Below are 21,839 nucleotides of genomic sequence, written 5' to 3' on the forward strand. Positions count from 1 at the left end.
ATGGTCCTGTTCGATGTCGTCGGTTTCGTGCTCGGTGTGTTGGCGAAAATAACGGGGCCGCCGTCGAAGGCGCCGCCGGGCGACTCAATCGGTTTCGGCTCGAATGCGTTCGATGATCTCGCCGAGCCGGTCAATCATGGCCTCGACCGAGCGGGCGCCAGCCTGGAACATGGCTGTGACGTTCACCGAGGTCCAGTCGAAGCCCAGCGCGTTGACGACGGCGGCTCGCTCGCCGATCGCGTCCAGGTCCTTGTAGAAGCCTTTGTCGGCGTCGGTTCGCGGCGGCGGGGCCAGCATCAGCTGCATGCCGATCAACGCCGGATCTCGGCCGAAGTCCTCCTCGGCTCGTCGGCGGATCTCCGTCATGCACTCGAGCGCCCGCTCATCGCTGACGCCTGACGCCATCCACCCGTCGCCTTTCTGGGCGGTGCGGCGCAGTGCCGCGGGGCTGTCGCCGCCGATCCACAAGGGAATCGCGGCACCCTGCGGCGACACGGGCTCCATGCCCATGTCGTGGCTGTTGTAGTGCTCGCCGGCGTAGGAGATCCGGCCGCCTGCCCAGTAGGCCCGCATGAGGTCGATGGCCTCGTCCATGCGCTTGCCGCGGGTGTGAAAGTCCTCTTCGAGCGCGTCGTACTCCGAGTCCTGCCAGCCCACGCCGATGCCGAAGCGCACACGGCCGTTCGACAGTGTGTCCAGCGTCGAGATCTGCTTGGCCACCAGCACCGGTTGGCGCTGCGGCAGCACCAGCACCTCCGTCGACAGCGACACTCGCTCGGTCACCGCTGCCACGTTTGCCAGCAGCATCAGCGCTTCGAGGATCGGCATGTTGGCGGGGTAGATGGTGAAGCGGCCCTCGCCGGGGTGGCCCATCACGACATGGTCGAATGCGGCAATCTCGTCGTAGCCCAAGTCCTCGATGGCCTTCGCCAGGTCGAGCACCCGCTGGGGTCCTTCCCGGAAGGCAATGGACGGGAAGTCGACGGCGATCTTCATGCGCTGCTCTCCTCCATCTCGGTCCCGGTGACTACTCGGGACTCATGGGCAGGCGGACCCTAGCTGTCGCCGGCATGAGCAGCCTTCCGTCGGAGGTGTGCTCAGCGATCTCGAGTTCGACAATTCCCGTCTCGGCATCCACTGACGTCACGGTGCCTGAGAACACGAGCTCTTCGCCGGTCAGGCCGCTGGCGCGGTTCTGCCAGGTGACGCCCAGCAAGCGTGCGGCAGGGCCCGCCCAGTCGGTGACGAATTGCGTCAGCCATGCGCCCTGCAGCGGACCGTGCACGATGATGTCTTCGTGCCCCTCGAAGCGGGCGTACTCACGGTCGTAGTGAATGCGATGGGGGTTATGGCTGGCCGCGCTGTACAAGAAGAGCTGCGCCTCGTCGGGGAACTTGTGCATCGTCGGCAGCTCCTGGCCGGCCTCGAGTGTCGCCAGGTTTGGAGTTGCGGTGGCCATTTCGGTCGTTGTGCTCATCGTGCAATGCCGATCATGCGGGAACGGGCGACCTCGTCGCCGAATTGATTGACGAACGTCGTCTCGCGCACCTGCCGGACAAAGGGCCCTTTGCGGCCCTCCTTCTGGTCGACCGCGGCTAGCCGGACGGTAGCGGTGATCTCGTCGCCGACGCAGACCGGTTCGAGGAAGTCCCATTCCTCGCCGCCGAACATCACTCGGTCGACCAACAGCGATATCCGGGTGCCTTCGCGGTACAGACCGTCGGTGCGCAGTTCGGACGCCGTTCTTGGCTGCACCACAGCGTGGGTGACGTAGGTGGGCGGCGCCACCAGCGTCCGGTACCCGGCTGCCTGAGCAGCGACCTCGTCGAAGTAAATCGGATTCTCGTCGCCGACTGCATAGGCGTAGCGCTGTGCTTCGCGCCGGTCGACGACCACCGTGACCGGCCCCGACAGCACCTCGCCGACGCGTTCCAACGTCTCGGCTGGGATCAGCGACTCACTCATCTGCGTGACATTAGAGGCTGAGCCGGTAGGCGAAGTCGTGACCCGGTCGCCCCGTCGCCAGTAGCGTTTCCTCCGAAGCAGGAGGAAGAGCCGTGGCGTTGTGGTCGAGGAAGCTGGAGGTGCCCGACGCCGAGAGTGCGCTGCCCGGACGAAGCCAGATGATGCCCGTGCCCCAGGCGCACGCCGTTCTCGGAACGCCGATGACACCGCCGTTCCCCAACGGCTTCGGGCACATCGTGGTCGGGATGGGCTGCTTTTGGGGTGCTGAGCGCATCTTCTGGCAGTTGCCCGGCGTGTACACCACCGCCGTGGGCTACGCCGGCGGCACCACCCCCAATCCCAGCTATGAGGAAGTGTGCTCCGGCATGACCGGTCACACCGAGGCCGTGCTCGCCGTGTTCGACCCGGCGCAGACCAGCCTCGAGGCACTGCTGAGGGCGTTCTGGGAGGGCCACGACCCCACCCAAGGCATGCGGCAGGGCAACGACATCGGCACGCAATACCGATCGGCCATCTACGCAGCCGACGAGGCCGAGCTGGAGTTCGTCATCTCGTCTCGGGACATGTTCCAAGCGGTGCTCGACGACGCCGGGCTCGGGGGCATCACCACCGAGATCTGTCTGGCCGGCCCGTTCTTCTACGCCGAGGACTACCACCAGCAGTACCTGCACAAGATCCCGTGGGGTTACTGCGGCCTCGGCAGCACCGGCCAGACCTGCCCGGTGGGTGTCGCCACCGCCGACTGACTAGCTGAACGAGCTGGCGAACGCCGTCATTGTCTCGTCAGTCACGGCGCGCCGGTCCTCACCCCACGGCAGCGGCATCAGCACCGGGTACTCCACGCCAGCGTCCACGTAGGCCTGCGTGAACGCACCGATTTCGTCTGAGGTACCGATGAAGTCAATGGCCTGGATCATCTCGTTCGAGATCGCCGCGATCGCACCCTCGCGATCGCGCTCGGATTGCCGAGCGCGGGCTTCGTCCACCTCGTCGCCGAAGCCCGCCGCGCGGAAGGCGTTGGCGTAGCCGTCGGCCAGCGCATAGTTCAGCAAGTCGCGCTGGGCCGACCGTGCCGAGCGCTCCAGCTCGCCCGCAGCGGCATGGACGTAGCAGATGATCTGCGCCTCGCCGCCCTTGCGGACTTCGGCCACGACGCTCGGCACGTGGGAGGCGGGCAGGTAGTTGAGCAGCACGCCATCGGCCACCTCGCCCGCCAGCCGCAGCATCTGCGGATTGAGTGCCGCCAGCACGATCTTCGGGCGCCGCTCGCCCAGCCGCATGCCCAAGCGGAACCGGCGAACCTGCCAGAAGTCGCCCTCGAACGTCACCGATTCGCCGCTCAGGCACTCACGCAGCAGCGCCACGTACTCGCGCATCATCGCGATGGGGCGATCCGGAGGCGGCTCGCCGTGCTGGCGCAGGATGCCGGGCGCCGACACACCGAGCCCCACCAGCACATCACGGTCGTCGCTGAGCGATTGCAACGTGGATGCCGTCATGGCGACCAGCGTGGGTGCACGCAGCTGGATCGGAATGATGCCGGTCGCCAGATCGATGCCAGGAGCAGCGTGGGCGACGGCGCCCAGCAGCGAAAACGCGTCCGTGCCCGTCGCCTCGACCGTCCAGATCGACGAGTATCCCTGCGCCTCAGCGGAGCGGGCGATGTCGGTGACAGCAGCGGGGCCCAGCACTCCCAGGCTGCCGACGGTCACACCGTACGGCTGGGCTCCGGCCCCCTTGGTCTTGGTCGAACCAGTCGTGCTCATGGCGGCGCACCGTACCCGCCGTTCGCGCGGTCCGCCAAAGCCCCGACAGCTGAATGTGGGCGACCGGATGACGTCTTGGGAAACTGACGGTGACGGGCGCTAGGTGCGAGATAGGGTGAGGTTCACAACCAGCGACGCCGTCTACGCAGACGTCGGGAGCGGGGAGGGCACAGAGATGACCGAGACAACGGAACCGACTCGGACAGCTGAGCCCCGGATCATCTCCGACGCTCTTGAAGTCATCGACAGCGCGCTCGGCGACTTTTTCAGCCGCGAATTGGTCTCGTCGGGCGAGGTCACCGATGTGCTTCTCGACGTGCGCACGCTGCTGCGTCGAGGCGACGAAGCTGCCGAGCTGTCTGCGGTCGCCAAGGCCGATCAGGACGTGGCCCGGGCCTGACCGCGCTTTCAGGCGTCGCCGGCTGAGCCGGTTCAGCGCCGCATGAGCCGGGCAGCGACGCGGCCGATGATCTCGCCGACCGCGGCGCCGGCGATGACATCACTCGCGTGATGCAAGCGCACATGAATGCGTGAGGTGGCCACGATGGCGGCGGCCAGCCGGTAGAGCGGCCCGAGACGAGACCCACGCGACAGAACGGCTGCGGCGCAGAATGCCGCCGACGCATGGCCTGAAGGGAAGCTGGACGAGATCGGCTGGCGAAGCCGGTGCTGGGTGGGGTTCTCCGCCGCGGTGCCGGGCCTGCGCCGTGCGAACAGCCGCTTGATGCCCTGATTCACGATCAGCGACTCGAGTGCCATGAGGGCGCTGAACCGAAATGCATCGGAGACTTCCCGCCGCGGGCTCAGCGCACGCAATGCACCGAGCACATGCCACAACTGGCTGAACTCACCGACGTCTGAGGCCCCGTACATGACCCGGTCCACCAGCTTGCGACCCCGAAGGGCTTCCCACCACTGGTCCACTGCATTGTCGAAACGAGCGATCTGCCGCGCAGCCGCCGACAGCGGATCACGCACTTCTTCGGATTCAGGCCGTGGCGGCGTCGAAGCAGCCATCATCGCGCTCCTGGAATGGTGACAGGCGCAGCGGTGGTGGTCGGCAGGAGCGGCGGGAGAACGGGGTCGGTGGCAGGCGCGATCGTGAGCGCAGGCCCCGCATCGGGATCCGGTGGTGGCGGGATCATCAGGATCTGGCCGACGAAGATCTTGGTGGGGTCGGCGATGTTGTTCACCCGCACGAGATCGTTCAGGTGAATGCCGTACCGGTCGGCGATCTGGATCAGCGTGTCGCCTCGCACCACGGTGTACGGCGTCAATACTGGTGGCTCGGTGGTGGTGGTGGCTGGTGGCACCGTCGGTGCGGGAACGGTCGTGGCTGCGCCCTCGGTGCGGGACTCGCCCGGCAGCAGGGAACATCCTTGTGCCACGCCGGCCGCGGCAAGCGCGATCGCCGCTGTCATGACACCCCAGCGCTGTGTACAGGAGAAATCACTGCCCGTCTTCACTGTGAGCTGTTGGCGCCGACCACAGTCGGCGGGATGACGAGCTGCTCGCCAATGCGGAGCAGCGTGTCTTCTTTGCCGTTCTCTTCCATGAGCGCCTGCACGGAAACGCCGAACCCATTGGCGATCCTGCTGAGCGTGTCGCCCGGTTGAACCACGTAGATCCGACGCTGAGGGGGCGGCGCAGCAAGAGTCGTCGTCGTGAGCTGGGGGCGCAGCGTTGTCAGTACGGGGAGCGTCGTCGGCACTGGTTCAACCTCTGGCTCTGAGCCGCAGGCCCCCGCGAGCGCGGCTGCTGCCATCAGCAACGCTGCGATCCTGCAGGCAAACGTGGCGGCGTACGGCTTGGGGGCGCACGCAGCGCGTGTCGCCGTACGCGCGCGAAGCATGGCTCAACTGGCCTGAACGGCCGCAGTGTTCAGCTGCTGAGGCCAATTGTCGGGACTGAGCCTGCTTGCGGCATCGGCCAGGAGGAACGGCTGCGGCTCGTCGGGGGTCACGGTGAGCAGTTCGGCGCCGTCGTCGGTGACCACCACGGTGTGCTCGAACTGCGCGGTTCGACCGCGGTCGGCGGTCATTGCGGTCCAGCCGTCAGGCCAGAGCTGAGCACGAGGTGTGCCTGCGGTGATCATCGGCTCCACCGTGAAGGTCATGCCCTTCACCAGCTCGGTACGCGCGGAGGGATCGAAGTAATGCGGGATGTTGGGCAGCCGGTGGAAGATCTGCCCGATGCCATGGCCGACGAACTCGCGCACGACGCCGTAACCCTCCGCTTCTGCCCGAACCTGGATGGCACGGCCGATGTCGCACACCTGAGCTCCCGGTCGGACCGCCGCGATGCCGTGATACATCGACTCGCGGGTGACTGCGACGAGCCGCCGAGAGGCCTCGTCCACATCGCCCACCAGGAACGTCTCGGAGTGGTCACCGTGCACGCCGCCGACGTAGATCGTCACATCGCAGTTCACGATGTCGCCGTCGCGCAGCGCCCGGTCGTCGGGGATGCCGTGGCAGATGATCTCGTTGGCCGAGGTGCACAGCGATTTCGGGAATCCGTTGTAGTTGAGCGGGCTCGGGTAGCCGCCTTCGGCGATGCATGTCTCATGGCAGACCTCGTCGAGATGATCGCTGGTCACCCCAGGGGCGATTTCCGCTGCCACGGCACTGAGCACGCGTCGCGCGGCTGAACCCGCCAACCGCATCGCCTCGATGGTGGTGCCGTCCGACGGCGCCACGCCGCTCGGGGCTGTGCCGGACTTGCCGCTGATGGCGTATGGCGGCAACTCAATATGGGGCGGCACAGCTCGGCGGGGCGAGATCATGCCAGCGACCACCGGCTCGAAGCCACCAGAAGGCCTCATGCGCGCTGCTGGCACCCGACGCTTGCGCCTGCCCATTGTGGTCACGCTACCCGTGGGTCACAGGCGCTCCGTCGTCGAGCGTTGAGAGCCGCGGATGCTGGCATCAGTCCGGCGGGCGCGATCAGTCGCCGAGTTCGCCGAGCACCTCGTCATTGTGCTCGCCGAGCTTGGGAGCACGGCGGTAGATGCCCGGCGGTGTGGCACTCATGCGGAGGGGCGGAGCGATCTGCACAATCGGCCGGCCCACCGGCTGCTCCACCGCCACCAGCATGTCGCGGGCCGCGACATGGGGGTCGGCGAACAGGTCTACGGGGTGATTCACAGGTCCGCAGGGCACCTTGCCGCCGACCGCCTTGAGCACCTCGGCGTTGGTGTGCGATGCAGCCCATTCGGTGATGGCGCTGATGATCATGTCACGGTGATGGAACCTCGCGCGAAGCGTGCGGGTCTCGTCTGCGGTGGCCCACTCCGGCCGACCGATGGCAACCGCCAGCTCTCGCCAGTGGTTGTCGGTGGGCGCGCCGATGGCAACCGCCCCATCGGAGGTATCAAAGATGTCGAACGGCACGATGTACTGGTTCTTGTTGCCGCTGGGCGGGGTGTCGGGCTGGCCCATCACGCTGTAGCGGGTGACCCCGACTTCGCTCAAGGCCATCACGGCGTCGACCATCGACACGTCGACGAACTGGCCCTCGCCCGTCCGCTGCGCATGAAAGAGTGCCGCTAGCACACCCATGGCGCCGATCGTGCCCGGATAGGTGTCCCCGATATAGGGGCCGACGACGTGACGGTCGGCGGGGCCGCTCCCGGTGGCCGAGACCATGCCCGACATGGCCTGGGCGACCACGTCGTAGGCGGGCCAGTCCACGTACGGGCTCTCACCCGAACGCGGGTCTCCGAAGCCGCGGATGGCGCCATAGACGAGCCTCGGGTTGCGCTCATGGAGCACCTCCCAGCCCACTCCGAGCGCGTCCATGACCCCTGCGCGCATGTTCTCGACGAGTGCGTCCGCAGTCTCGACGAGTTGCAGGAATTGCTCCCGCTGGTCGTCGTCGGTGAGATCAAGCGCTATGCCCCGCTTGTTGCGGTTGTAGTTGGCGAACCCGGCGCCGAAATTGCGCTCGGTGTCCTCCCGGGTGAACGGGGCCATCTTGCGGGCCAGCTCGCCCCGCGGCGGCTCAACCTTGATGACATCAGCGCCCAAGTCGGCCAGCATCATCGTCGACCACGGCCCAGCCAACGCATGGGTGCAGTCGATGATGCGAACGCCTCGAAGCGGCCCCGAGTTCTGGGCGGCCATCGGGGCTACACGCTCGTGTGCGGTCAGGTGCGCCTCATCGGGCGGATCCAGCATTGCCATGTCGTCGTCTCTCTGATTCGGTGCTGAGCTCAGGCGAAGTTCGGACGGCGCTTGTTGACGATGGCGGCGTGTCCCTCCCGCACATCAGCGCCGGTGAAGCCCAGCATCTCCAAGGCGGCAGAGGTGTCGAAGATGGGCCCTGCCATCCGCATCCAGTTGTTGAGGCTGTACTTCGTCCAGCGGATGGCACTCTGGCTGCCCTTTGCGAGCTTGCGAGCGACGGTGAACGCCTCATCGATCACGGCGTCATCATCGACCACCTTGCTGACCAGACCCATGTCGTCGGCCTCGGTACCGGTGATCGTGTCGCAGGTGAGCAGGTAGTACTTCGATTTCGCCATGCCGCAGAGGATCGGCCACACGATCGCGGCATGGTCGCCGGCGGCGACGCCGAGCTTGGTGTGCCCGTCCACGATGCGTGCGTTTCGTCCAGCGATGGAGATGTCCGCCATGAGTGCGGCCGCCAATCCGGCCCCGACCGCCACACCTTCGATAGCCGACACGATGATCTTGGAGCAGTTGATCATGTTGTAGACGATGTCGCGGGCCTCGCGAAGGGCCCGCTGGCGCGTCTCGAAGTCGTCCATGATCTCCTGAATCATGTCCAGGTCGCCGCCGGCGGAAAACGTGCCATTGGCCCCCCGGATCACTGCTACCCGGGTGTCAGGATCATCGTCGACCGCCCGCCACACATCAGCGAGCGCTAAGTGCTTCGGCGCGTCGACCGAGTTCAGCCGGCCCGGCGTGTCGATCACGATCTCGAGCACGCCGTCGTCGTCAGGACCCGTGATCTGAAGCGCGGAGAATGGGGCGTAGCGATCGTTCATGGCGCTTGAAGCTAGTTCTTTGGGGCGTCAGCCGCCCGGGCCTGCGGCCAGTTGTGAGGCGGCCCCGCAGCAGTGATGCGCTGCGTTAGTTGCATGGGGCGTCAGCCGCTCGGGCCTGCGGGTCCGCTGCACTGAGCAGCCGGTACGCCGATTCGATCTCGCCGGCGGGCGCAAAGATCCGTTCCCACGGGTGCAGCAGCCGGTCCCGTCCGTAGCGCGGAATCACGTGGATATGGAAGTGAAACTGCGTCTGGTCCGCTGCCGCACCATTGTTGTTGAGCAGGTTCACTCCTGCGGGCTGCAGCCGATCGCGCACCAAGCCAGCCACCCGCCGCGCCGCTTGCATCACGTGTGCCGCATCGTCATCGGTGAGATCCCAGACGTCGGTCACATGCCGGCGAGGAATGACGAGGCTGTGACCAACAGTCATCGGCAAGCGGTCCATGAACGCCACAGCGTGCTCGTCGGAGTAAAAGCGCAACGCCGGAATATCGCCGGCGACGATCGAACAGAACGTGCAGCCCGGCATCCGGTCTGCAGCCGGCGCGTCATCGTCAGAGGGGTTCAGCACGAGTCCACAAACCGCGATCTAGGAGGCTGAGCCGATAGGCGAAGCCGTGGCCCGAGCGGCCCGTGAGCGCCGAGTCAACGGAAATTGGGAACAAGCGCGGGAGACAAGCGGTTGGTCTATCGAGGGTTCGATCATTGCCACGGCCTAGTGGTACCGGAGCTCAACGTGGTCGACGACGTGATCGTGGCCTTTCGCGAGCACTAGGTCGGCCCGAGCTCGCGTCGGAAGGATGTTCTCCTGCAGGTTCACGAGGTTGATCGAGCGCCAGATCGTGCGCGCGACGGCGTCCGCAGCGGACGCGGGAAGATCGGCGAACTGCGCGAAATAGGCGGACTGCTCGCGGAACACCGTCTTGCGCAGCTGCTGGAAGCGCTCGACGTACCACTCCTCGAGGTCGGTGGACTCGGCGTCGACATAGATGGTGAAGTCGAAGAAATCTGACACAAACGGTGTGCTCGACGGAGGCCCGGTCTGCAGCACGTTCAGACCCTCGACGATGAGAATGTCCGGCTGGTTGATGAGCTGCACCTCGTCGGTCACGTCGTACAGGCTGTGCGAGTAGATCGGCGCTGCGACGTCGGGCTCACCGCTCGAGATCCGCTGGAGGAAATCGCGCAGGTCGCCGCGCCGGTACGACTCGGGAAAGCCCTTGCGCCCGAGGATCCCGCGTACGGTGAGCTCGGCATTGGGCAACAGGAACCCGTCTGTCGTCACCAGGTCCACTTCGGGATGATCGGGCCATGAGGCCAACACGGCCTGCAGGATGCGCGCCGTGGTGCTCTTGCCCGCGGAGACGCTCCCACCGATGCCGATCAAATAGGGCCGCGGCGGCAGCACCCTGCCGAAGAAGCCCTCGGTGGTTGCGCGCAACTGGCGTTTGGCAGCAACCCGCAGGTTCAGCAGGCGCGAGAGCGGCAGGTAGATGTCCCGCACCATGTCGAGCGTGACCGGTTCGACGAGGCCCGCCAACGCCTCCAGCTCGGCCTCTGTCAATGACAGCGGCGTGGCGTCTCGCAGCTTCGCCCACTGCTCGCGGTTGAACCTGCAATGCCGGTCATCGATGCCCGGCTCGAGCGTTCGGTCGAGCGTCATGGGGTCCGTCACCCGCCTAGCTTGGCGAACTCAAGGCCTCGACCGCAACTGGTCCGGACCTTGGGTCGTATGCACCCCGTGCTGTGGCGATGCCCCGGTGCCAACGACGGGGCGTCGCGAGGGCCGCTCGCGGGTAGTCCTCGAACATCCAGCGTGCAAACTGCCGGCGTGTCCAACCGGACCAGTCGACCGCTGCGAGCGAGAGCTCGGCCAAGCGTTCGTGGGCCAGGACGCGGCTGAGGCCTCGCGCCAGCCGGTGGTCCAGAGTGAACTCGGCTCGGGCCTCGCGTACATAGCGAGCAGTCACACTGTGAGGCGGGCCGCCACGCGCGATCGCGGTCGCTGCCATCCGTCCCATCTGCAGGGCCTGGCCGATTCCCTCGCCGGTCAGCGGGTCGGCGGCCGCCGCAGCATCGCCGCACAGCAGCGTGCGCCCGCGCGCGAGCTCCAATTCCTCCAACCGAGCCGGTATCGGCCACGCGCGAGTTGAACCGTCGGGTTCGTGGCGCCCGAGCACGCTGGCGATGTGCGGCCGCTCGGTCAGGCTCGCCCAGACAGCTGCGATCTCGCTGCCCGACAGCGTGCCCGTGTCGTCAGAACCGCCGTCGCTGGAGCGTCGGGGCACGCCGAAGCCGAGATTCACGCGCCCGTCGCCCAGCGGGAACGACCAGGCGTATCCCGGCAGCAGGTCAGGCTCGAACCACACCCACAAGTCGCGAGCTGCAGCGCCGTCTGCGCGGAGGTAGCCGCGGAATGCATGCCAGTCGCCTCGGTAGCGATGGGGACCGATGCCGAGCGCCTTGCGAACAGCGGAATAGACCCCGTCGGCGGCCACGACGAATCTGGCCCGCACCACGCTGCCGTCGCTGAGCCGGACCCCGGCCGTGCTCGCTGTCGCTCCCGGATCATCGAAGCCTTCGAAGGCGACGCCGAGGCGAACGTCGGCCTGCGCTGCCGCTGCGAGGTCGACGAGCGCGGCATCGAGTTCGGCTCGCCGGCAGACGCTTGCGAACTGCCCGCACCCCACCGGCAGCGGCAGGCGCATGACACGCCCGCGAGGCGTCTGGACGGACGCAGCGGTCACGTCGGTCCATGAGCTCATCCGTTCGGGCTGCACGCCCAGCGACTCCAGCTCGCGCAACGCGAGCGCAGTGAGGCCGTCGCCGCAGCACTTGTCACGCCCCGACGCAGCGCGGTCCACGAGCATCACCTCGAGCCCTGCACGCCGGGCCCACATGGCGGTGGATGCGCCTGCGGGTCCGGCGCCCACGATCAGGACATCAACGTCGGCCATCGATTCAGGACGCGGCAGGCTCGACGGACTCGGTGACTTCGTTGCCATCGTCGGGCCGTCGGGGCTGCTCGCTCTCGGATTCTGACGGATCGCCGTTTTCGTCGTCGCTGTTTTCGCCGTCGTCGCCGTTTTCGCCTTCGCTGCCCTCGTCGCCGTTTTCGCCTTCGCTGCCCTCGTCGCCGTTTTCGTCGTCGCCGTTTTCGCCTTCGCTGCCCTCGTCGCCCTCGTCGCCCTCGTCGCCCTCGTCGCCCTCGTCGCCCTCGCCGTTTTCGCCTTCGCTGCCCTCGTCGCCGCCGTCGCCGTCGTCGCCGTCGTCGTCGGTCTCGTCGTCGACGACCACGGTGCTCAGGTCCACGCCGATGCAGGGATCATCGGGATAGCGCGGCAGTTCGGAGTCGCGTTCGCCGGGCCGTTCTACACATTCGAGCGGCGGGCATTTCACGATCGATCCGTCGGCGCGCTCGCTGCCGTCGTCGACCAATTCGGGTTCGGCATCTGCGGCCTCGCCCCCGGCGGCCGACGGATCCGGGGTCACGCCCAGCGGATCGACGCACTGTCTGGGCACCGAACGCGTGCCGTCGCAGTCACGTCCCTCCTCGGGGCGGTACCGAGCATGGAAGGTGTCTGTGTCCACGGTGCCGTCGGAGAACACTCGCGTTCGATTCGTGCGGACCCGTCGACAGAACTCCCGCAGCTCCTCTTCGGGCTCACCGATGGTGACCCCGACGTTGCGGGTGGAGTACAGCTCGACGGTGATGGAAGTGTCGGTGTACGTCGGCCAGATCAGCACGCCGTACGGCGTGGGATTGGTGAACCTGAGATCGGGCGCGGGATACGAGATGGTGGGGTCGAGCCCGAACGGGTACCGGCTGAGATACAGCGAGTGTGTCTGGTACTCGTCGATGGTCATTCCTGCCCTGATCAGGGAGTTGAAGATCGTGGTGGCGAATTGCGACACCCCGCCGCCGATGTCGTCGACGAGCACGCCTTTTTCGATGAAACCGCCTTCGACGAAACCCTTTTCCTCGGTTCTCCTGCCGACGTGAGCGTTCAGCGAGAGGGTCTGGCCGGATTCGACGATTGCGCCGCGCATGAGGTCGGCGAAGCGCTGGATGTTCTCGACTCGTCCTTGGCAGCACGCGTGCTTCGTGGTGAACGTGGCGACGAGCTCGACGATGCCCAGAGACTCCAGATGCGCCTGCTCCTCCCGGCTCACTGCTGGGCGCGATGGCAGCGCGAGCGGGCCCTCGACGCGCGCCAGTAACGCTTCGGAGACCAACGAGCCCACATCGTCGGAGCAGCATGCGACGCTGCGGTCGCTCGCCACCACCGTCGGCACACCGTTGAAGACGGCCATGGCGGCGGTGGTGAGCGGCGCCGAGTCCGCGGCAAACACCTCTTCGAGGTACGGCCCGACCTGCGAGTCGTCGAACGTGATCTCCGGAGGTGTCGCATTCGGGTCGAGTCGGAGCCAGCCGGCGATTGTCTCGATGGTGAGTTCGTGGGTCGCATCCCCGTACGCGACGATGAGGCTGCGCCCATAGTTCTGGTGCGCCGTATTGACGGCCTCCTGCATTTCCGGCGTGTAGGCCAGCGGCTCGCTCTCGGTCAGCTCCGCGGCGATCTCGATACGCGTGAACGAGCGCGCGATGCCAGCAAGCACCTGGTCCACGATGGCATCTGCGTCGACGACTTGACCGGGACGGCCGAGATCGACGGCGAGCGTGCCATTGACGACGACAACGGATGGGGGAGTCGCAGTCACGCCGAGGTCGGTGGCGTTGGCCAATATGGCGTGGGCCCTCGACCGGTCGACGCGGTAGCGGCGTTCGGTGAATTGAGGGTCAGTGGACCACGCGACCCACGACTCCTCTGCTCTATCAGCAACCTCGGTGCCGCCTGTCCGCAATTCCCGTACTGCGTTGTAAGTGGCGTCGCTTTCCAGCGCAATGCCAAGGTCGGCAACGGTGATCTGCACCTCGCCGGTATCGGTGCGCACCACCACAGGCGTGCTCGCCAGTTCGGTTGCGAGTGCGGCAATTCGCAGATGGACCGTGTCGGGGCTGACCTCGGTTGGCGTTCCGGGAGGCGCCGTGGGAATGACGGCAGCGGCGCTCGTCGTTGCGGGTGCGGCAGATGTAGGGGGCGCCGCCTCTGGAGGAGCATCTGCGGGGTCCCGCAGGGCCAGCACGGCCGTTCCGAGGATCGACGCAACCAAGACTGCGGCCGCAGCGATGATCGACCAGCGAGGGGCCCACGTCGGCCAGTGCACGAGGGTTGATCGTACGGGTCGCTCGCGGCCTGCGGACGGCGCGGCATGCGTGCGATACTCCGGGCCGTCGGCACCGCCCTGCAGGCCGCGCTCGGAGGCTGAGCCGCTCGGCGAAGCCGTGGCCGGAGCGGCCCTGGAGCGGAGCGAACAAGAGCGGGAAGCAATAGGTTCGTCAGGCGGAGGCGCATCTCTCCGCCTCCTGTGACAGAAGGGACTCACGACACCATGAGCAAGCTGTGCGAAGGTCGGATTGTCATCGTGACCGGAGGTGCCCGGGGCATCGGGCGTGAGCACTGCCTGATGCTCGCCGAGCACGGGGCGAAGGTGGTCTGCAACGACTTGGGCGGCGCCCGCGACGGCACCGGTGCCGACCTGGGCCCCGCCGATGAGGTCGTCAGCGAGATCCAGGCGCTGGGCGGCGAAGCGGTTGCCAACGGCGACGACGTCTCGGACTGGGAGGGCGCCCAGCGGCTCGTGAATCAGGCCATCGAGACCTTCGGAGACCTGCACGGTGTTGTGAACAACGCCGGCATCCTGCGCGACCGGATGCTCGTGAACATGACCGAGGCCGAGTGGGATGCGGTGATCAAGGTTCACCTCAAGGGCACCTTCGCGCCCGCTCGATGGGCAGGTTCCTACTGGCGGGAGAAGGCGAAGGCGGGCGAGCAGGTCAACGCGTCGATCGTGAACACGACCTCGGTCTCGGGCATCTACGGCAATCCAGGACAGACAAATTACGGCGCCGCCAAGATGGGCATTGCGGCCTTCACGATCATCGCGGCGCGTGAATTGGCGCGCTATGGCGTTCGGGTGAACGCAGTTGCACCTGGTGCACTCACGCGCATGACCGAAGACTTGGGCATGGGCGAAGCCTCCGAGGAAGACCAAGCCATGATGCACCCGCGGTACATCGCACCGATCGTGACGTGGCTGTGCTCAGCGGAGGCGGCTGGCGTCTCGGGTCGAGTCTTCGAGGCCTCCGGCCGGATGCTGGCGATCGCCGAAGGATGGGAGCGGGGACCGACCATCGACGCCATCGACGACCCGACCAAGATCGGCGACGCGGCCCGGCAGCTGGTGCGCGACGCTCGGCTCAACAGCGGCATGAACGGTGCACCCGCCGACGGCGGCGTGGCGGACTGAGCCACCTGCTGCGGCTGGTGCAACGGCCTGAGAGGACGCGCAGAAAGGTGAATCTTCCGGTTGTCGCACCAGTCTGTTCTCCGCTCTTGTTCGCTGTCGCTCACGAGCCGCTCGGGCCACGGCTTCGCCTGTCAGCGCTGCCTCTGAGAAACTGACATCAATATCTGCAGGAAAGGACAACGAACATGGGACTCAATCCACAGGCCGTAGGTGCCACGGGAACGCCGACCACGCGGACGTGGACATTCCGCGACTCGCTGCTATATGCAGTCGGCATCGGTGCAGGCGCGGAGGATCCCTTCGGATCCGAGCTGGAGTTCACCACCCATAACTCCAAGGACATCACCCACCAGGCGTTCCCGACCCAGGGCGTCGTCATTGGATTCGGCGCGGGCGGCGCCATGGCCAACGCCGGCGATCTGGACTGGGGCAAGCTGCTCCACGGCAGTCAAGGGATCACCGTGCATCAGCCGATTCCCACCGAGGGTTCCGTCGAAATCACCGACCGCATCGCCGGAATGTGGGACAAGGGCGAAGGCCGCAACGCCATCATCGACACCGAAGCCTCCGCGGTTGATGCAGACAGCGGCGACGTCATCTTTGAGCTGCGCAGCTCAGTGGTGATCCGCGGTTCAGGCGGATTCGGCGGCGAGGCGGGCAGCACGACCCCGCTGGTGAGCGCGCCCGACCGCGACCCTGACTACGAGATCTCGTACCAGACCCGTCCCGATCAGGCACTCACGTACCGGCTCAGTGGCGACTACAACCCGCTGCACAGCGATCCGTGGTTCGCCACCGAGCTCGCAGGCTTTCCCAAGCCGATCCTGCACGGTCTGTGCACCTATGGCTTCACCGGCCGGGCGCTGCTGCACACCCTGTGCGAGGGCGATCCAGCCCGTTTCCGGTCGATGGATTCGCGGTTTTCCGCTCCGGTGTTCCCTGGCGACGAGCTGACGATCCAGGTGTGGGACGACGGCGAGGGTCGCGCGATCTACCGCACGGTTGCACAGAAAGGCACCGACGAACAGCGCGTCGTCATTGACAACGGTCTGTGCACCTACGCCTGAGAACAGATGCCCAAGCTGTCGAGGCGGCGGGAGACTCTGCGACGTTGCGACCGACCGGATCGCGGGAGCAAAGGGTTTCGCCGCCTCCACAGCGGGCGCCCGCATCGGCGTGACCGCTCAGAACAGCTTCAGAGCGTCGCTGGTGATGCCGCGTAGCTCGTCGTAGTCGAGCACGACGCAGCGGATGCCCCGATCGGCCGCAAGCACCCGCGCTTGGGGTTTGATCTCCTGCGCGGCGAAGACGCCGTTGACAGGCGCCAAGCGAGCGTCCCGGTTCAGGTATTCGAGATAGCGGCACAGCTGCTCGACCCCGTCGATCTCGCCCCGCCGCTTGATCTCCACTGCCAGCGTCGCACCGTCTCTGCCCCGGCACAGCAGGTCTACCGGACCGATGTCGGTCGGGTACTCGCGCCGCACCAGTATCGCGCCCTCGGCCAGCGTCTCGGGATGGGCAGCCACCAGCTCCTGCAGGTGGGCTTCCACCCCGTCGCGCTCGAGGCCGGGATCGATGCCCATGTCATGGGAAGTGTCGCTGAGCACCTCGGCAAGGCGAATCTCGAGACGCTCGCCCTTGTCGTTGGTGACGCGCCACAGGTCCGGCTCGCACACGAGGCGGTTGGGCGCGTTCATCCAGTTCAGCGGCTTGTACGCGCCGCCGTCGGCATGGATCGCCACGCAACCGTCGGCTTTCACCATGATCAACCGAACTGCTTCAGGCAGGTGCGCGTCGAGCCGACCCGAGTAGTCGACCGTGCAGCGAGCGATGACCAGCCGCAATGAACTAGGAGGCTGAGCCGGCAGGCGAAGCCGTGGCCCGAGCGGTCCGTGAGCCCGTATCCAATAGAGGCTGGGAACAAGAGCGGGCAGCGAGAAGCGTCACAACGAGGAGGTTCCGCAGCCGGCGCACTTTCTATGCGGCCGCGGTCAGCTCGTAGACCGACGTGAGCTTGGGCTCGCCGCCGTCGTCGAGCACGCGCGCCCGACCGCTCTCGGTGAGATGGAGCATGTGCGCGTAGACCGAGCTTGCAGCGGGATACCACAACCGCTTGTCGTAGGCCTCGTACATCTTCGGCACGAAGTCCGCGATGCGGCACGGCCCCGCCCGGAGGTGCTCGATGATCTGGCGCTCGCGTTCGCTGCGGTGGGCGATGAACGAGCGCACGTATGCCGTCGGCTCAGTGATGGGCGGGCCATGAGTTGGCCAGTAGCGCTCGTGGTCGAACTCCAGCAGCTTCGCCAGCGAATCGAGATAGTCCTGCATCGAGCCGTCGGGCGGCCCGACGACGCTCGTTGCCCAGCCCATCACGTGGTCGCCCGAGAACAGCGCATTCTCCTCTGCCAGTTCGTAGCAGAGGTGGTTCGAGCAGTGGCCGGGCGTGTGCACCGCGCGCAGCGTCCAGCCGTCACCGGCGACGATGTCGCCGTCGACCAGCGCGACATCGGGGACGAATTCGGTGTCGGCGCCTTCCCGTTTCAGCTCCTCGGGCAGCTCGTCGAATTCGGCCTGATACTTCTCTTGTTCTTCGATGCTGATGTAGTCGGAGAAGTCGACGCGATCGTCGGGATCGAGCTTCCAGACGCTGGCATGGGGCCCGTAGCCGTAGCTCAGTGCGCCAGTGGCTGCGACAAGATCGCCCGTCAGGGGCGAGTGATCGCTGTGGGTGTGGGTCACCAGAGCGGCGCTCACCGTTTCGCCCGGTTCGAGCGCTGCGAGGACGTCGTCAAGGTGGCTCGCGAGCGGCGGGCCGGCGTCGATCACCGCTACCTCGCCTCGCCCGACGATGTAGGTACCGGTGCCTCGATAGGTGAACGGAGTCGGGTTCTTGCAGATGACCCGGCGGATCATCGGTGACACCTGGTCAGCGACGCCATAGTCGAACTCACCCAGATCTCGGTAGTGCTCAATGGTCACCGGCATCAGCCGCCTCCCCGTCGGTCGCAACGCGTGCGTGACGGTCTAGCATCACATCACGGCCTGGTCGGGCAGCCGCCATGAGGGGGAGGCGGCTGCCCGACCCGCTGTGCTTAGGGGTTCGGCACCGTCAGGAGGGAACATGGCGGATCTGACAGATCGAAGCGGCGGCTACTTCGTGGGCACAAAGCCCTCAGAGCGTTACCCCATCTGGACGCGCGCGAACGTGGGCGAAGTCTTCCCCGATCCGGTGAGGATGGGCACCTTCGACTTCGCCTTCCAGGACGCGGACGGCATCCGCATGTCGGAGCTGGCGTTCCGCGACGCCTACGTGGAGATGGGTGCGTTCAGCTACGACGAGTTCGATCCGGACGACTGCGTCTTTCTCGGTGTCTTCGGCGGCTACACCTACCTGAACGCCGCGATCGGGCGCGTGTTCGGCGCACGCGCCCCCGGAATAGATGTCGACACCGTCGATCGGTCCTTCTTCGGCGAGCAGCCGGGCATCCCGCCATATGAGCCCCATCCAGACGACGCCTGCCCCGAGGCCGAACAGCGCATCGGCGAGACCCTGCTGATGCTGTTCGCAGCGCCGGAACTGCCCGAGGTCCACGACGATGAGGCCAACATCGCCGCACTGCGTGCGCAGCGGCCCGACTTCACCCAGATTGGCGATCACGAGATCGTCCAGTGGATCAGCGACTTCTTGGATTCGGGCTACACAGACGGCACTGGCTTTCGGCTGCTGTTCGCCCGTCACCTGAAGGTGTCGTTCTTGGCGGCCGTGCCGCTGGGCGTGCTGGAGCAAGTGTGTACGGCGCTGGGTCGTCCGCAGGACACGCTGAAGCTGGTCGCCGGCTTCGGAGACGTGGCATCGGCCGCACCGTCGGACGCGATGTGGCAGCTCGGCCGTCAAGTTGCTGCATCGACGGCGCTGGGGGCGCTCTTCGACGCCGGACCGGCGGGCTTGGCCGACCGCTTGGCTGCGGCGGGCGCTGAGGACTCGTCGGGCGCCATCGCAGCGTTCAACGAGGCTTTCGGTTCGTTCCTCTATGAATTCGGCTCGCGGGGGCCGAACGAATGGGAGATGACTTGCCCGACGTGGGAGACCGACCCCGACATTGCGCTGGCTGCTGTCGACCGCATGCGCTTGGCGCCCGCCGAAGCCGAGCCCGCGTTGCGGCGAGCGGAATTGGCCGCGCAACGCGAATCGCTGACCGCAGAGATCGCCGCCGCGCTCGAGGCCGACCCCGACACGCAGATGCAATTCAACTTGGCGCTCGGTGCTGCTGCGGTGTACCTGCCCGGGCGCGAGCGCACCAAGACCAATTGCGTGCGCTACGTGAACGAGTGCCGCATCGCGTCGCGGGTGTTGGGACGACGGCTGGTGGAGCGAGGGCTGTTCAACGCAGAGACCGAATTCGGCATGCTGCGGCTGTCTGAGCTCCACGAGATGCTCGACGACCCAAGCGGCTGGGCAGAGATCATCGCCGAGCGTCAAGCGATCTGGGACGACGCCAACTCGCGTCAGGAACCGTTCGTCATCGTCGGCGATCCGCCGCCGATGGCGCAATGGGCGCGTCGTGGCGCCATCGAGCTGCCGAGCCTCGGGGTGGGGGAGGTGCTGGCCGGGCTTCCGGGCTGCCCCGGCATTGCACGCGGGCGCGCCCGCGTGGTGCTCGACAGCAGCGATCCGACCGCTCTCGCGCCCGGTGACGTGCTCGTGGCGCCGCTCACCGATCCTTCATGGACGCCGCTGTTCGTCAGCGCGAGCGCCGTCGTCGTGGACGTCGGCGCGGCGCTCAGTCATTCGGTGATCGTGAGCCGCGAACTCGGTCTGCCCTGCGTCATCTCGGCAACCGGTGCCACAGGACGCATCCCCGATGGTGCGCTCGTCGAAGTGAACGGCGACACCGGCATGATCACTGTGCTGGAGGTGTGACGCGGGCGTCACCGTGCTCAGTGGATGACGCTCAGTGCATGACGCAGGGCGTCGCGGTGCTCAGGGTGTGACGCCCGGCGTCACGGTGCCGCAGCGATGCTTGCTCAGCGGTCGGGCCAGTCGGGCAGCCGCCGCTCGGTCAGTGCCCGGACTCCCTCGCGATAGTCTGGGCTGGGGATCATCTCGTCGAGCAGTCGGTCCGACTCTGCCACGGCAGTTCCCACGTCTCGATGCTGGTCCAAGTAGATCTGCCGTTTCGTCGTGGTGAGAGAACTGGGCGCGACCCGCGCCGCCATGTCGTACGCGTACTCATATACGTGGTCCATGAGCTCGGACGCTTCAACGATCTCGTTGAACAAGCCCCAGCCCTCGGTTTCCGAAGCCAGGATCTTGCGGCTCGACAGCAGCAGATCATTCGATCGTGTAATGCCGACGAGGCGGGGCAGCACCCACGACAGGCCGAACTCGGCGGGCAGACCCAGTGGCCCGTGCGCGGTCGTGAGCTTGGCGTCAGCCGCAGCGAAACGCAGGTCGCAGTAGCAGGCGAGCACCAGTCCCGCACCTGCCGCAGCACCATTGACAGCGGCGACGGTCACGGTCTCCATGGCCATCATGAACGCGAAGTTCTGATCGAACTCAGGGGCGACGCCATAGCCCGGCATTGCGAGATCATGGGCCGTGCCGGGGTCGTAACCGCCTTTGACCTCGTGGCCTTCCAGCGCCTGGGTGTCGGCACCGACGCAGAAGTCCCGCCCCTCGCCGGTGATCACGACCACCCGGACCTGCGGGTCTCGTTCCGCCTGGTCGAGCACCCAGCGCATCTCGGTGTGCATCCGACCCGTCCAAGCGTTACGGCGATGCGGGCGTGACAGCGTCAACGTCGCCACCGGGCCCTCGACGGAGTACTTTGTTGCCTTCAGTTCCATGGGATGCTCCCCGTTCGGGTGCCGGCCGACGCTCTCAGGCTTCGCCTTCGCCGCTGTGTCTCTTGCGTGATCTCAGGCTTCGCCCTCGATCACCTTTCGCAGTGCTTCCAGGGCATCTTCGGCGAATTCGGGCCGGCAGATCAGCACGTCGGGAAGCCACGGGTCGGCAAAGTTGTATTCCAGCTCTGAGCCGTCGCATCGACTGGCGTGCAGACCCGCTGCCCGAGCCACGGCGACAGGCGCACAGTTGTCCCATTCGAATTGGCCTCCCGAGTGGGCGTAGATATCAGCCATGCCCATCACCACGGCCATGGCCTTGGCGCCAGCAGAGCCGAGCGACATCAGCTCTGCATCGAGGGCCTGCGCGATGATGATCGCTGCCGCAGGCGGGCGCGATCTGCTCACGACGAGGCGGGGCTGGCCGCTGTGCGGCTCGGGCAGCGTGGGTTCGGGGTCGGTGCACAGCGTTTGGCCGACCGCTGGCAGCGCCACAGCACCCGCGGTCGGCACGCCGTCCTCGACGAGGGCGATATGCACCGCCCAGTCCGAGCGGCCAGGTTCGGAATACTCGCGTGTTCCGTCCAAGGGGTCCACGATCCAGACCCGGTCCGCCGACAGTCGGGCGAGATCGTCCCGCCCTTCCTCGGAAAGAATGGCGTCGTCGGGCCGCGCCTTGGCCAACCGCTTCACGATGTGCTGGTGGGCTTCGGAGTCGCCGGTGTCTCGGACCTCCCAGGTCCCGGCCCCTGAACTGAAGAGCCGGTCACGGACTTCCACCAGCAGAGCCCCGGTCTCGGTGGCGACGCTCGCGGCGAGCGCGTGGTCGTCGGGCTGGGCCATCGGTCAAGTGTGCCGCGTCGATGCACCGTCGCCACAGC

General features: G+C 66.6%; 23 protein-coding genes. 5 read left to right on the forward strand and 18 right to left on the reverse strand.

Annotated elements, in window-relative coordinates:
• Positions 1-84: 84 nt before the first annotated feature.
• From ACOOF5_RS10860 to ACOOF5_RS10870, 3 genes are read right to left on the reverse strand one after another with little or no spacing between them, the layout of a single operon-like run.
• Positions 85-996, reverse strand: coding sequence for an LLM class F420-dependent oxidoreductase (locus tag ACOOF5_RS10860; protein WP_420439013.1), 912 nt, complete (start codon positions 994-996; stop codon positions 85-87).
• Between the two features lie 31 nt (positions 997-1,027).
• The gene (locus tag ACOOF5_RS10865; RefSeq protein ID WP_420439015.1) at positions 1,028-1,477 is read right to left on the reverse strand and encodes a MaoC/PaaZ C-terminal domain-containing protein; all 450 of its coding nucleotides are present in this window, start codon (positions 1,475-1,477) and stop codon (positions 1,028-1,030) included.
• Positions 1,474-1,965, reverse strand: coding sequence for an FAS1-like dehydratase domain-containing protein (locus ACOOF5_RS10870; protein ID WP_420439017.1), 492 nt, complete (start codon positions 1,963-1,965; stop codon positions 1,474-1,476). The genes ACOOF5_RS10865 and ACOOF5_RS10870 overlap by 4 nt, the downstream gene beginning before the upstream one ends.
• 92 nt (positions 1,966-2,057) lie before the next feature.
• Between ACOOF5_RS10870 and msrA the strand changes: the two genes are divergently transcribed.
• Positions 2,058-2,711: a peptide-methionine (S)-S-oxide reductase MsrA gene (gene msrA, locus ACOOF5_RS10875; protein WP_420439019.1), complete on the forward strand. Its 654-nt coding sequence runs from the start codon at positions 2,058-2,060 to the stop codon at positions 2,709-2,711.
• Here msrA and ACOOF5_RS10880 read toward each other — a convergent pair whose 3' ends face one another.
• Complete coding sequence (locus ACOOF5_RS10880) at positions 2,712-3,731, reverse strand: LLM class F420-dependent oxidoreductase (RefSeq protein WP_420439021.1); 1,020 nt, start codon at positions 3,729-3,731, stop codon at positions 2,712-2,714. It abuts the gene before it with no gap.
• A 115-nt stretch (positions 3,732-3,846) separates the two neighbouring features.
• On the opposite strand from ACOOF5_RS10880, the gene ACOOF5_RS10885 reads away from it, so the two are divergent.
• Positions 3,847-4,131, forward strand: coding sequence for a hypothetical protein (locus ACOOF5_RS10885; protein ID WP_420439023.1), 285 nt, complete (start codon positions 3,847-3,849; stop codon positions 4,129-4,131).
• A gap of 32 nt (positions 4,132-4,163) precedes the next feature.
• Here ACOOF5_RS10885 and ACOOF5_RS10890 read toward each other — a convergent pair whose 3' ends face one another.
• The 10 genes from ACOOF5_RS10890 to ACOOF5_RS10935 all read right to left on the reverse strand — a co-directional run bounded on the left by ACOOF5_RS10890 (position 4,164) and on the right by ACOOF5_RS10935 (position 13,971).
• On the reverse strand, positions 4,164-4,748 hold the full coding sequence (locus ACOOF5_RS10890; RefSeq protein ID WP_420439025.1) for a phosphatase PAP2 family protein: 585 nt from the start codon (positions 4,746-4,748) through the stop codon (positions 4,164-4,166).
• Positions 4,748-5,152, reverse strand: a complete 405-nt coding sequence (locus tag ACOOF5_RS10895; protein ID WP_420439027.1) for a LysM peptidoglycan-binding domain-containing protein — start codon at positions 5,150-5,152, stop codon at positions 4,748-4,750. Before ACOOF5_RS10895 ends, ACOOF5_RS10890 begins: the two co-directional genes overlap by 1 nt.
• Positions 5,153-5,193: 41 nt before the next feature.
• Complete coding sequence (locus tag ACOOF5_RS10900) at positions 5,194-5,442, reverse strand: LysM peptidoglycan-binding domain-containing protein (RefSeq protein ID WP_420439029.1); 249 nt, start codon at positions 5,440-5,442, stop codon at positions 5,194-5,196.
• 144 nt (positions 5,443-5,586) lie between these two features.
• Positions 5,587-6,555: a type I methionyl aminopeptidase gene (map, locus tag ACOOF5_RS10905; protein WP_420439031.1), complete on the reverse strand. Its 969-nt coding sequence runs from the start codon at positions 6,553-6,555 to the stop codon at positions 5,587-5,589.
• A 121-nt stretch (positions 6,556-6,676) separates the two neighbouring features.
• Positions 6,677-7,915 carry a CaiB/BaiF CoA transferase family protein gene (locus tag ACOOF5_RS10910; protein WP_420439033.1) on the reverse strand — a complete coding sequence of 413 codons (1,239 nt, stop codon included), beginning with the start codon at positions 7,913-7,915 and terminating at the stop codon, positions 6,677-6,679.
• Positions 7,916-7,944: 29 nt separating this feature from the next.
• The gene (locus ACOOF5_RS10915) at positions 7,945-8,742 is read right to left on the reverse strand and encodes an enoyl-CoA hydratase/isomerase family protein (protein ID WP_420439035.1); all 798 of its coding nucleotides are present in this window, start codon (positions 8,740-8,742) and stop codon (positions 7,945-7,947) included.
• Positions 8,743-8,827: 85 nt separating this feature from the next.
• Positions 8,828-9,313 (reverse strand): HIT family protein, encoded by a 486-nt coding sequence (locus tag ACOOF5_RS10920; protein ID WP_420439037.1) that lies wholly within the window; start codon positions 9,311-9,313, stop codon positions 8,828-8,830.
• Positions 9,314-9,457: 144 nt separating this feature from the next.
• Positions 9,458-10,405, reverse strand: coding sequence for a type I pantothenate kinase (coaA, locus tag ACOOF5_RS10925; protein WP_420439039.1), 948 nt, complete (start codon positions 10,403-10,405; stop codon positions 9,458-9,460).
• A 16-nt stretch (positions 10,406-10,421) separates the two neighbouring features.
• On the reverse strand, positions 10,422-11,699 hold the full coding sequence (locus ACOOF5_RS10930; RefSeq protein ID WP_420439041.1) for a geranylgeranyl reductase family protein: 1,278 nt from the start codon (positions 11,697-11,699) through the stop codon (positions 10,422-10,424).
• Between the two features lie 4 nt (positions 11,700-11,703).
• A complete protein-coding gene (locus tag ACOOF5_RS10935) occupies positions 11,704-13,971 on the reverse strand; it encodes a VanW family protein (protein ID WP_420439043.1) in 2,268 nt (755 codons plus the stop codon).
• A gap of 225 nt (positions 13,972-14,196) precedes the next feature.
• Here ACOOF5_RS10935 and ACOOF5_RS10940 point away from each other — a divergent pair, with 225 nt between their 5' ends.
• Positions 14,197-15,114: an SDR family oxidoreductase gene (locus ACOOF5_RS10940; protein WP_420439045.1), complete on the forward strand. Its 918-nt coding sequence runs from the start codon at positions 14,197-14,199 to the stop codon at positions 15,112-15,114.
• Between the two features lie 185 nt (positions 15,115-15,299).
• A complete protein-coding gene (locus tag ACOOF5_RS10945) occupies positions 15,300-16,181 on the forward strand; it encodes a MaoC/PaaZ C-terminal domain-containing protein (protein WP_420439047.1) in 882 nt (293 codons plus the stop codon).
• Between the two features lie 117 nt (positions 16,182-16,298).
• Here ACOOF5_RS10945 and nucS read toward each other — a convergent pair whose 3' ends face one another.
• Both nucS and ACOOF5_RS10955 read right to left on the reverse strand, forming a co-directional pair.
• Positions 16,299-16,958, reverse strand: coding sequence for an endonuclease NucS (gene nucS, locus ACOOF5_RS10950; RefSeq protein WP_420439049.1), 660 nt, complete (start codon positions 16,956-16,958; stop codon positions 16,299-16,301).
• Between the two features lie 133 nt (positions 16,959-17,091).
• The gene (locus ACOOF5_RS10955) at positions 17,092-18,099 is read right to left on the reverse strand and encodes an MBL fold metallo-hydrolase (RefSeq protein ID WP_420439051.1); all 1,008 of its coding nucleotides are present in this window, start codon (positions 18,097-18,099) and stop codon (positions 17,092-17,094) included.
• A 136-nt stretch (positions 18,100-18,235) separates the two neighbouring features.
• Between ACOOF5_RS10955 and ACOOF5_RS10960 the strand changes: the two genes are divergently transcribed.
• Positions 18,236-20,035, forward strand: a complete 1,800-nt coding sequence (locus ACOOF5_RS10960; RefSeq protein ID WP_420439053.1) for a PEP-utilizing enzyme — start codon at positions 18,236-18,238, stop codon at positions 20,033-20,035.
• A gap of 104 nt (positions 20,036-20,139) precedes the next feature.
• On the opposite strand, the gene ACOOF5_RS10965 is transcribed toward ACOOF5_RS10960, so the two are convergent.
• Together ACOOF5_RS10965 and ACOOF5_RS10970 are read right to left on the reverse strand one after the other, a co-directional pair.
• Positions 20,140-20,961 (reverse strand): enoyl-CoA hydratase-related protein, encoded by an 822-nt coding sequence (locus ACOOF5_RS10965; protein ID WP_420439055.1) that lies wholly within the window; start codon positions 20,959-20,961, stop codon positions 20,140-20,142.
• Between the two features lie 72 nt (positions 20,962-21,033).
• The gene (locus ACOOF5_RS10970) at positions 21,034-21,801 is read right to left on the reverse strand and encodes a 3'(2'),5'-bisphosphate nucleotidase CysQ (RefSeq protein WP_420439057.1); all 768 of its coding nucleotides are present in this window, start codon (positions 21,799-21,801) and stop codon (positions 21,034-21,036) included.
• Positions 21,802-21,839: the final 38 nt, after the last annotated feature.

Origin of the sequence: Candidatus Poriferisodalis sp., from assembly GCF_965214215.1 — a bacterium.
Classification (GTDB): domain Bacteria; phylum Actinomycetota; class Acidimicrobiia; order Acidimicrobiales; family Poriferisodalaceae; genus Poriferisodalis.